The sequence below is a fragment of the Stenomitos frigidus ULC18 genome (genome assembly GCF_003003795.1).
GTDB classification, from domain to species: domain Bacteria; phylum Cyanobacteriota; class Cyanobacteriia; order Leptolyngbyales; family Leptolyngbyaceae; genus Stenomitos; species Stenomitos frigidus_A.
In genome coordinates, this window is record NZ_PVWK01000013.1 from 1 (window position 1) to 10,571 (window position 10,571).

Here is a 10,571-nt window from a genome sequence, read left to right on the forward strand (position 1 = left end):
GAAGCATTTGGATGAATTGCGCTTGTTGATGCGCTCAAGGCTGGAAGCGATGACCCCAGGCGTGATTGCTTCGATTGCGGGCTGGAACTCCATTCGGACAGCACTATCTGTAGCTGGTATTTAAGGAATTGGTATAATTTGTCATCGTGGTAAAGACTTCTAAAAGTTGGGTTTTGCCCTTTAGCTACAGCGAAACGAAAACCTAGCGCCCAAACAAATCCCGGCTGACGACCGCTTTAGGGCGGGTGCAGAAATCACGTCTTAGTTCAACCACGAATGCTGATAGAGGCATTGCACTGCAATGTCCTACTCCTGGGTACTATTTGTTCGTAAGACCTTTATGTGTTGCCCTAAGTAGCTCAATTGCAGTGCAGTGTGATATTTTTGACTCTCCAGACCTTTTTAATTGACTGATTCGGTAAGAGCGCTGACAAGCCTGAACTGCGATGAATGAGCTAGATACACGAGAGTGGCTGCTGACAAATGGCTTGGGTAGTTTTGCCAGTGGTACGATTTGCGATGCTCGAACACGTACTTATCACGGTTGGTTAATCGCGGCACTCGATCCGCCCCGACAACGGACGCTGCTGTTCTCCCATTTAGAAGCCAGCCTGGAGGTCGATGGACTCATTTTTGCCTTCGGAACAAACTTCTGGACGGCTGACAAGGTTGACCCATTGGGCTATCGGTTGCTGCGCGAGTTTAGCGTTGATCCTGTACCCACCTGGGTTTGGGGTGTAAGTGAGCAGTGGCAGTTGAGCCGCCAGATTGTCATGCCGCATGGTTTAGCGCCGGAAGGACGATCGACTGGGGCAAATTTGTCTAGTCAAACGGCTCATCGGGTGCTGGTGCAATACCGTTATACAGGGACTCAACTGGCCGTTTTGCGCCTGCGACCGATTATTGGCGATCGCGACTTTCATCATCACCAGCAAGAAGCGCCCACCCTTTCCTTCTCGCAGTTGGTTGGTCCCAATCAGGTTTTTCTGCAAGCGTTGCAGGCAAGTAAAACAGGTACACCGTGGGGGCTTTCCTGGAGTCAGGGGCACTACCAGCCAGAGGAAACCTGGTACTGGAACTACTACTATCCTGAAGAAGCCCGTCGTGGGCTGGACTACCTGGAAGATCTGTTCAGTCCTGGCTATCTAACCGTTTGGCTACAACCGGGTGAAACGGTGACACTGGAAGCAAGGGTCGGGTTGCCTGCGTCTAAGACAACAGAGCTAACCCCTACAACCGTTGACGAGGCAATCCAGACAGAGCAACGACGACGAGGGCGAGAGTTTCTGCACTTGCCACAGGCTGCCAACGGTAAACTAGTCATGTGGGAGCGGTTGTTGCGAGCCAGTGATCAGTTTATTGCTTATCAGTCTGCTCAGAAAATACCTGCGATCGTGGCTGGCTATCATTGGTTCGACGATCGCAGTCGCGATACATTGCTCTGCATTCCTGGTTTCACACTGACAACCAAGCGCTTCTTACTCGCACGCAAAATGCTCGATCGGTTGGGACGATCAAGTTGTCAGGGCCTCATCCCCAACATCCTCCCTGACAGCAGCGGCGATGCCGTCTATCGCAACATCGACTGTGCGCTCTGGTGGATCGAAACGATGGGACTATATTTGGAAGCGACTCAAGATTGGGAGTTCTTGGCCGAGCAGTATGATGTGGTCAAACAAATCTACAAAGCCTTTACCGCTGGCACTCTGCACAATATCCGCATCGATGCTTCAGATGGTCTGATTACGTGGGACGATGCCAGCACGCCGTTGACCTGGATGGACACATTGGTTGCTGGCGAAGCCGTCACTCCAAGGCATGGCAAACCCATTGAAATCAATGCTCTCTGGTATTCGGCGCTGTGTTGGTCAAGCCAATGGGCAACGCTGTTAGCAAACCGTCCTGGCACAGACAAGGCCGATCGCTTGCTCAACCAGGCACGCCGTTATGCTGAACAAGCCGAGCGAGTCAAAGCCTCATTGCAAAAGTTTTGGCACGGACAACAAGGCTATTTATACGATCGCATTGAGCCAGACGATCGTCGGGATGCGACAATTCGTCCGAATGCGGTGCTAGCCCTGTCGCTGCATCACTGTGCCTTTACAGCAGAACAAGCGCACCAACTACTTTATACGGCTCGTGATCGGTTGCTGACGCCTTATGGACTCCGTAGTCTCGATCCTAGCGATCCAGCGTATTGGGGCATGTGTAGTGGCAATCCCGGTCAGCGCGATCGGGCGTATCATCAGGGCACTGTTTGGAGTTGGCTTCTGGGGCCGTTTGTCCGTGCCTGGAGTCGATTTTGCCCAGGAGAACCGGTGCCGTTTGATCGACAGCCACTGCTGACGCATTTCCAGCAGCAGGGTTGCCTGAATGCCGTCGCCGAAATTTTTGATGGCGATGCGCCCCATACACCGCGTGGCGCGATCGCCCATGCCACGACGATCGCTGAATTACTCCGTCACTGGGATCTTCTGGGTTGGGAGGAGTAAAACCTGACAACGTTACTTACAGCGGTTTTCAGATCAGTAAGCCACAGGCTTTGGGTGTCGGGTGTCGGGTGTGGTTAATCCACATGAAAACGGCTGTAACCAACGTCGATCGGCTGAATCCCTTCACCGAACAGCAATCTCTCTACGTAGGCGTAGGAAATTAAGCGTTCTCAGTCACTCTAAAAATTCTTGGCAACTCAGCGTTTTAAATCATGATCGCCAACAGACGAGTAGTGACACCGCTGTTCCTTAGGCCTTTTTTAACCGCATTAAGGAACCAGCCATTGCTCAAACCATTGGCTGCCGCCAACTGCCAAAGCACCCGCGATCGCAGCGGTGAGAGCAGAAGAAAACGCAGTGACGAACAGCCACCAGGCCGCGATCGCCACCGCCTTACGGGTCTCTTCTGCTTGCTGTTGGGCTTGTTGTTTCAACTCCTCAAGACGATGTTGAGCCCCTTGCTGAATGGTTTCAATTTGAGATAGCGCCGCTAAACGCACCGTATCGATGCGATCGACCACTTGCTCTGTAAAAGCGTTGGAAAGATCATCACGAGTACTAATCAAAGCCGCTAGCGAATCGCGGTTCAAGGTACTCAACTGGCCACGCAGCGTGTCTCCTAGTGAACTGCTGAGGCTTTCCAGTCCTGCGCGCGGATCAACAAACAACTGCTGCAGATCCTGCTTAATGCGATCGTAATCCAGCTCTGGCAGTGGCAACGATGTGACTACATGACGCAATTTGTCAAATGTAGTAACGAGTGTCTCCTGAACTTGCTGTTGCAGCGCTTGGGCTTGCGCGATCGCGTATTGCAGTGCCGCTTCCACCTGTTCCATAATCTCGTTAATCTCAGCAGCGGTCATATCGCCCCGCTCAGAGAGGAGCGTGATTAGACCATCACGGCTCGGTATTGACAGGTGCTGGGTCTCTAGCCAGTCACTAGCCACACCTGATGCTGTTTGAGCGTTGGCTAAAAGATATTGGATTAGTTGTGGCAGACGATCGGGACTGAGATCCTCTCTCTCAGCATGGCGGAGGTAATCACTTAAGTGGTCTTGCCAGTTTTGCACTTGCCGTTTGCTACGCAGTGCCAGACGACGCGGCAACTTGCCCATTGTGTAGAGTGATCGCTGCAAAGAGTGCAGCAGTCGCTGCTGTTGCTCTGCCGTCAGATCTGAGCGTTGTTGCACCTCCTCAAGGAGGGGTTTCCACTCGATTTGAGTCAATTGACCCAGCCAGTCAACGTCTACATGCTGTTGCTGCAGGTAATGGTATAAATCCTTTGGCAAGTCATCCATGCTCAATGTTTCAGGATCTAGGCGCTGTATATAATCCATCAACACTGTTAGAAGCTGAGGGCTCCCTACCACTGTTTCTTCAAGAGAGTGAGAGGCCGTATGGAGACTACTCCAGGCTTTTTCTAATTGAGGGAGGATTCGTTTCCGCTGCTTCTCGGTCAAATCTTCCCGTTCGTTTAACCACTGCTCAGCGTTTACCCGATCGAACGATGGTAAATGCCTGTACACGCTAGAAAGGTCAGTTTTAACGACTTTGGTGAGCGTTTTGAGCTGACGTTGAATGGTCCGCGCGGTCAACTTTTGATCATGATCGCCCACATATTCGCCGAACATTTGCCAGAGCGCTACTGCCTCTGCTTTAGCGTCTGCCTCGCGCTGTTGCAGGTCTGTTAGCAGACGATCGCGCGCCGTTTCAAACTCCGTTGCTAACGCCTCTACTTCTTTTTGATTCAAATCAGGTCGATCATTCAACATCGCTGCAATGCTGTTGCGATCAAGAGACTCCAGACGATCGCTCCACTGCTCTGAGTCCGCAAGGTGAGTCTGCAACTGTTGCTGGAAGGTGGCTGGCTGCAACTCTGCTTTGGAGACTGCTTGTAAAGATGCGGCAATCTGTTGGCTAAAGGCGCGCATAGGTGCCTCAGCAATAGCGGTATCCAAGGTTTTTAGCACCTCTTGCCGCACCGCTTCCAGGCGATCGGCGATTTTGCTGACCTTAGCGGCTGACAAATCGTCCCGTTGCTCAAGCAACGCGACAAACACATCTCGATCAAGAGACAATAACTGGTTCTTTACAGCGACTGGGTTTGCCTCTGGGTCGTAAATTACATCGGTAAATTCTGCCTGCACCGTTTTGCGAGTCAAGTTCCACGGGTAAGCATTCAGCAAGTAAGCTTCCACATCAGCTTTGATGGTGGCGTTAAATGGCTCAACACGATCGGCATCCGATGGGTCAGATGAAGGCATGAACACATGAAGTTGCTGCAAAATACCGCCCACATCAAGATCAGACAGATCTACCCGATCGCGTACCGTACGCACCAGTTGTTTGAGCAATGGCATCGGTTCGAGCGGTGAGGCCATCGATTGTGTGGTGTGTTCACCCGCCACCGCATGCGATTGGGCGTTTGACAACAGCTTCTGTAGGCGATCGTTCACAACTGTTGGAGTCAACACCTCTGGGCTAGCGGTCTGCAAGAAAGTGGTGATGTCAGCGATCGGGTCGGGTGTCTCCACAACCTCCTGCCAGACACCTTCTAGCTGATCCACGATTTCAGTGACATCCCGTTTAGAAAAATCGGTGCGACTACTGACCAGATCGACGAATGCCTGACGATCGATATGACCCAACCCCGTTTTTGAAACGGATGGTAGGCCTGCATTAGCCAACACAGCGGCCACTTCCTGCCGGATGCTTTGCAGATCGGGTTTTGGTGGTTGGAGGGTCTGCACGTACTCTTGTAGCGTCGCTTCAAGGTTGTGATGATTCGTGTCTAGCTGCTCTTGCAGGGTTGACAGGGTCGCTTCAGTCGTTGCCAGTCGCTTATTTACCACTTCTGGCAACGTTGCTTCGTTGTGCTCGCGTCCCTTATGACGCCTCAAAGCCGACATTACAGTGGTCATCAACCCCTGCACACCCGCACTAAAGGCACCAGCTAACACACCAAGCAGCGAGCCTGCTGCCTTCGAGCTGAGCCACGTCAGCACCAGAAAGTAACCCGACCAGATCACAACGCCCAGCACTGCTCCCAACGTTACACTGCCAACAACGCTAAGCTTCACTGCAAGAAAGCAAGCGGTAAACAATACTGAATTCACTGTCAGAAGCGTTCCCGCCCCGATCGCAAACCCAATTTTGCCTGCTGTGCCAGAGCTTGTTTCAGCGGAAGCATCGGCTTCGGTTGCGGTGGATTGGCCGCTAGGCAAAAATCCCAGAGCAGTCATACCTGCAGCGATACCAAACGTCGTCATGAGGAGCTGCACGGCAAAAGCAATGAGCAGCCCAGTAAAGAGCGTTACCAGGACAGGAGGACTAACCACCGGAAGCACGGATTCGGGTGTCATTGTCGTTATAACCGCCAGTGCTAAAGCGTAACAGCCTGTGTCAGAGCGATCGCCGAACGATCGCTCTGACACAGGCTGATGTAGGTGTTATTAAACTAGCAACTGCACGTTATCGAGTGCGCCTTTCTAAGGTAAGAAATTGCACCAGGCAACAACAGAAACGACTGTCTGGCGAAGGCTAGCAGTACCTAGAGCACAGGATCTAGAGAATGCCTGCGTTGCTCAAGCCCAGGATGACACCAGCGCCTAGAATGTGCCCAAAGCTGGTGGTTGCGAGTAATTCAGAAACACCGAAACCTTCAAACAGTCCAGGCACCTGTACGGGCAAGGCAGGACCCACACCACGTCGCTGAATGGCGTAGCGACCGATCGCGATCGCAACCAGGTTTGCGGCAATCATGACAATGGCAATATTGGGCGACCATTCAATAGTCCGTGCAACCGCCAGAGATGTGTAAAGCAATTTTCTGCCTCCTAAGCATTGATAAACTTATAAACAAGAAGGATTATAAAAATACATCGGGAGCGAACCTGTAAAAAGGCTGAATTTGTTTTAAGAGTTAACGAAAATTGTTATTTTTCGATACAAGCAATCGATGCAACCAATGGGCCTACGCGTCAAAATTTGCGGGATCACCAAGCCAGAACAGGGGCGAACGATCGCTCAGCTAGGAGCCACCGCACTCGGATTCATTTGCGCTCCAGCCTCACCACGCCATGCTTCTCCAGACCAAATTGCGGCGATCGTCACTGCTTTACCGTTGGCGGCCAGTGGCGTACCGTGCGTTGATCGGATCGGTGTCTTTGTCAACGCCAGCCTTGAAGTGATTTGTCAAACAGTGGCGATCGGTCAGCTTAACGGGGTGCAACTTCACGGTGACGAATCTGCTGAGTTTTGCGATCGGCTCCGTCAGCGGCTCCCGGCGATCGAACTCATCAAAGCGCTGCGTATTTCTACCGCAGAGGCTCTACTACAAGCGAACGCCTACGCTGCCTGGGTCGATACCCTCCTCTTGGATGCGTACGATCCAAAATTGCCCGGAGGCACCGGAAAAACGCTGGACTGGTCGTCGCTCAGTCAGTTTCGACCAGCCTGTCCCTGGTTTCTGGCGGGTGGTCTGACGCCAGATAACATTCTGGATGCGTTGTGCCAAACTCAGCCTCACGGCATCGATCTTTCCAGTGGAGTCGAGTACGCACCCGGTGATAAAAATCTCCTAGAAGTCACGCGCTTATTTAGCCAGCTCGAAACGCTACAGCAGCCTTCAGCTAAACCGTTGTAAAACGTCCGCTGTCGCCTGTCCGGTTTTTGCCCAACTGAACTGGCTCGCTCTAGCAAGGCTGGCCGTACGCAGGTGAGCACGTAGCTGAGAATCGGTGACTAGCTCGTGCATGGCTTGAGCGATCGCCCCCACATTGTACGGATCAACCAATAGTGCTGCCTCACCCGTCACTTCCGGCAAGGATGACAGGTTAGAAGTAATGACAGGTGTGCCACACGCCATGGCTTCCAGCGCTGGTAAACCGAAGCCTTCCCACAGGCTAGGGAAGATAAGCCCGATCGCCTGATTCATGAGCCTCGGCAGGTCTTCGTAAGCCACATAATCTAAAAACTTGACTTGATTGGTTAGCTTCAAGTCTTCAATTTGTGCCTGCAACAGCGGTCGTTGACGTTGATCGGGTGGGCCTGCAAGCCAAAATTCATAATCTGAATGATGGGGCAATGTAGCAAAAGCAGCGATCGCGCGTTGTACATTTTTGTAGGGTGCAACGCGACCAAGATAGAGAAAGTAATTCTGAGTCGGTAAATCCAGAAACTGAAAGTTCTGGGCATCATAAGCCAGCGGAATCGACGTAATTTGATTTGCTGAAATGTCGCAAAACCGCACAATATCCTGAGCCGTTGCGTTGGAATTGCAGATAATATGTTCCGCTTGTTTTAATACTTGAGGAATATAGTGGCGGTTATAGAACGTTGCTGGTGAAAAGCGCTTGGGAAAGTGAAGCGGAATGAGGTCATGCACCATCACAATCGAGCGACAGCTCGACCATAACGGCGCTTCTGGCAAAACCGAAAACAATAGCTGAGAATTTAGCTTTTGGTAGAACTTTGGAAGCTGAAACTGCGTCCAGAGTAACCGCTTGAAGTGACCTTGCAAACCATATTCAGCCGTCAAATCAGCGGGCGATCGATGCCATGTATAGCCATCAATTTCAAACGAACTAACAACGTCAGGCTTGAGCGATCGTAATTCCTTAACAATATTGAGACTGTAAGTAGAAATGCCTGTAGGTTGCGGTAAAACAGGAGACAGATTTACCAAAATGGTCATAATGGATGAACAAAGCGATTACTATGGTTTTCCAATGGCATAAGTTTGGTTTGGCCTCATTGGATAATGATCAAAGTCTAGAATCAAGCGCAGTATTTTTAGATCGGTTGGGTTAGACGATTTCAAGGTGGCGATCGCAAATTTAGCTGCTAAATAGACTCTTAAAACCAGCTGTTCCCAAAGTGGTCGATGCTTTTGATAGTAGTAAAGCTGACTGCGACGATATTCTAGCCGCATCTGGTCAGATACTTTCCCTACGGAGTAACCGCCCAGATGAATGATCGAAACCTCCGGCGTATAGAGAACCTGCCAACCTTGATCGCGGGCTCGTTGACAGAGATCAGATTCTTCAAAGTACATAAAAAAGGTTTCATCAAAGCCATTCAGTGCTTCAAACAGTGCCCTACGGATAAAAAAGGCGGCACCAATTACAATATCGACGGGTTGCTCCTGCTCAAATTTCTGTTCAATGGCTTCTCGCTGCTGCGGCACCGCGTATTCCTTCTGTTGTTTGAGCGTTTGATATTCTCCATTAAGACTAATTTCTGATGCGATCGAAAGTTGAAGAGACCGATCAGCATTCAATAACTTTGTGCCAATAATCCCTATCTTCGGGTCGTTTTTCATCAGCATCACCAGATGAGGCAAGACATCATTGATGAGCAATGTGTCTGTATTCAAGAAAAAAAGAAATTCTCCCTTTGCGTGTTTGGCACCAACATTATTGCCACTACCAAAGCCGCGATTTTCTGTTTGTTTGATGAGATTGACGGTTGGAACGCTCTCAGCCACTAAAGCAGCACTACCATCCGTAGAAGCATTATCAACAACGATGATTTCGTAGGGCACAGAATGGAGAAATTGCAGGAGCGATCGCAAACACTCCAGCATAACATTGGCACCGTTATAGTTCACTAAAATAATTGAAACCAAGACCGCGCAATTGTCATTCATTTACTCATCGTCCTACCAGGTTTTGCCTAGTTTCCCTAAAAACCCATGATACGTACCAATGATGCACGCGATCGCTTTTTGAGGCTTTGCATCCGAGTCAAACGCCAAAATTTTGAGGAGTGTCAACAGTAAGAATTTCATCCGCCTTAAGCAACACGTGAGCCGATACGATCCGTTTGAGTGCCGTAATTCAAGATAGGTATGATTGCGACAAATATAGTAATACCGCAGCGGCGAGTAAAGCTGAAAGACCTTCTTTTTACCAAATAGCTCAACCTGAAAGGGCTCTCCGAACCGATGATACATGTTTGCACCAGGAACCACCAAATTGTGAAAGCCTGCTTGACGCAACCGTAACCCATACTCTAGATCAATACCATCGATGAAAAGGCCAATGTCTGGAGGCTCTACCCGATCGACCGTCTGCAGCCACACCAAAGCACCAGACGTAATCGGCGCATCGCATTCATACGGCGAGATGGCATTGTCTGGCAAAAAGCCACGAAAGCGATCGCCCAAAAACCGACTTGGCTTCACGGTTTGTCCTGTGCGAGCATCGATCGCGGTGGGTGCCATCATGCCGATCGCATAATCCTCCGTTGCCAATTCAGCATACGCCTGCAGCAACCGCTCCAGACAATCAGGAGCCGGAGCGCTGTCCTGGTCAAACGTCCACAGAAAATCATACTCGTGCTGCACTGCCCACTGGATTGCTAACGTCATGCCTCCCGCAATGCCAATATTTTCAGGATGATGCCAGGTCAGGAGGCGATCGTCGGCTCGATTTGCTTCAGAACGCTCTAGCGATCGCGTCGAATTGTCAACAATGATGATTTGTTTAATGGGATAGAACTGCGATCGAATCGCTGTAAGGCAATCATTAAGAGCGCTCGCATCCTCATAAGCCGTAATGTAGGCAGCGACGTTGTAATGGTTTTGGTTTTCGCTGACCATTCTTCAGTCTCCGCTAATTTCTACCAGCGCCAATCGTCACGCTAGTAGCGCTAGATGATCAAGTTTACAGGATGCATACAGGTTGAGCGATCGTTCGTCTACTCTGCCGCCCCGTCATGCGATCGTACCAGCTTACTGATTCAGTAAACGAAAATTGATGCTGGTATGGGTTGGGCGATCGCCCAATCCATACCAAGACTTGAGCGAGTGAATATTTTAAGGTTGTAGGCTAATTATTGCCTTGGTTATTTCTACAAGTCCACTTAAATGCTGTTCCATTTCACTCTTTGTTAGTTCAATTGTAATTCCAGGTCGGCTATGAGCAATTTGATTCCGTAATCTCGTATAAATAGTTTCGGGCACACCCGATTTTCTTGACTTATAAGGAGTATTGGTAAGTAAGTAGCTGAGGGTTACAAAGCTCAGGTATGTAACGGTTCATGAATGAGCCAATTTCGAGGGAAACCGAAATCGTT

At 50.3% G+C, this 10,571-nt stretch carries 8 protein-coding genes; 3 read left to right on the forward strand and 5 right to left on the reverse strand.

The window, feature by feature from the left end; all coding sequences use genetic code 11:
- Positions 1-446 precede the first annotated feature (446 nt).
- Complete coding sequence (locus tag C7B82_RS02080) at positions 447-2,492, forward strand: amylo-alpha-1,6-glucosidase (RefSeq protein ID WP_106254656.1); 2,046 nt, start codon at positions 447-449, stop codon at positions 2,490-2,492.
- Entirely contained in the window at positions 2,480-2,656 is a 177-nt protein-coding gene (locus tag C7B82_RS31865; RefSeq protein WP_181357312.1) for a hypothetical protein, read from the forward strand. The genes C7B82_RS02080 and C7B82_RS31865 overlap by 13 nt, the downstream gene beginning before the upstream one ends.
- A 105-nt stretch (positions 2,657-2,761) precedes the next feature.
- Here C7B82_RS31865 and C7B82_RS02085 read toward each other — a convergent pair whose 3' ends face one another.
- A complete protein-coding gene (locus C7B82_RS02085) occupies positions 2,762-5,926 on the reverse strand; it encodes a hypothetical protein (protein ID WP_146141025.1) in 3,165 nt (1,054 codons plus the stop codon).
- Between the two features lie 130 nt (positions 5,927-6,056).
- Positions 6,057-6,317, reverse strand: a complete 261-nt coding sequence (psaK, locus tag C7B82_RS02090; protein ID WP_106254658.1) for a photosystem I reaction center subunit PsaK — start codon at positions 6,315-6,317, stop codon at positions 6,057-6,059.
- A 142-nt stretch (positions 6,318-6,459) separates the two neighbouring features.
- Here psaK and C7B82_RS02095 point away from each other — a divergent pair, with 142 nt between their 5' ends.
- Positions 6,460-7,137, forward strand: coding sequence for a phosphoribosylanthranilate isomerase (locus C7B82_RS02095; RefSeq protein ID WP_106254662.1), 678 nt, complete (start codon positions 6,460-6,462; stop codon positions 7,135-7,137).
- On the opposite strand, the gene C7B82_RS02100 is transcribed toward C7B82_RS02095, so the two are convergent.
- Genes C7B82_RS02100 through C7B82_RS02110 form a run of 3 tightly spaced genes read right to left on the reverse strand, consistent with a single transcriptional unit; the run spans position 7,120 to position 10,095 of the window.
- Complete coding sequence (locus C7B82_RS02100; RefSeq protein ID WP_106254659.1) at positions 7,120-8,187, reverse strand: glycosyltransferase family 4 protein; 1,068 nt, start codon at positions 8,185-8,187, stop codon at positions 7,120-7,122. The two genes, C7B82_RS02095 and C7B82_RS02100, sit on opposite strands and share 18 nt — an antisense overlap.
- A gap of 21 nt (positions 8,188-8,208) precedes the next feature.
- Positions 8,209-9,141 (reverse strand): glycosyltransferase family 2 protein, encoded by a 933-nt coding sequence (locus C7B82_RS02105; protein WP_106254660.1) that lies wholly within the window; start codon positions 9,139-9,141, stop codon positions 8,209-8,211.
- A 12-nt stretch (positions 9,142-9,153) separates the two neighbouring features.
- Positions 9,154-10,095, reverse strand: coding sequence for a glycosyltransferase family 2 protein (locus C7B82_RS02110; protein ID WP_106254661.1), 942 nt, complete (start codon positions 10,093-10,095; stop codon positions 9,154-9,156).
- Positions 10,096-10,571: the final 476 nt, after the last annotated feature.

Bases quoted from the DNA above. Each gene is read 5' to 3' on its own strand.
- C7B82_RS02080 (WP_106254656.1), top strand. From the start codon at position 447: ATGAATGAGCTAGATACACGAGAGTGGCTGCTGACAAATGGCTTGGGT.
- C7B82_RS02095 (WP_106254662.1), top strand. From the start codon at position 6,460: ATGGGCCTACGCGTCAAAATTTGCGGGATCACCAAGCCAGAACAGGGG.
- C7B82_RS02100 (WP_106254659.1), bottom strand. From the start codon at position 8,187: ATGACCATTTTGGTAAATCTGTCTCCTGTTTTACCGCAACCTACAGGC.
- C7B82_RS02105 (WP_106254660.1), bottom strand. From the start codon at position 9,141: ATGAATGACAATTGCGCGGTCTTGGTTTCAATTATTTTAGTGAACTAT.
- C7B82_RS02110 (WP_106254661.1), bottom strand. From the start codon at position 10,095: ATGGTCAGCGAAAACCAAAACCATTACAACGTCGCTGCCTACATTACG.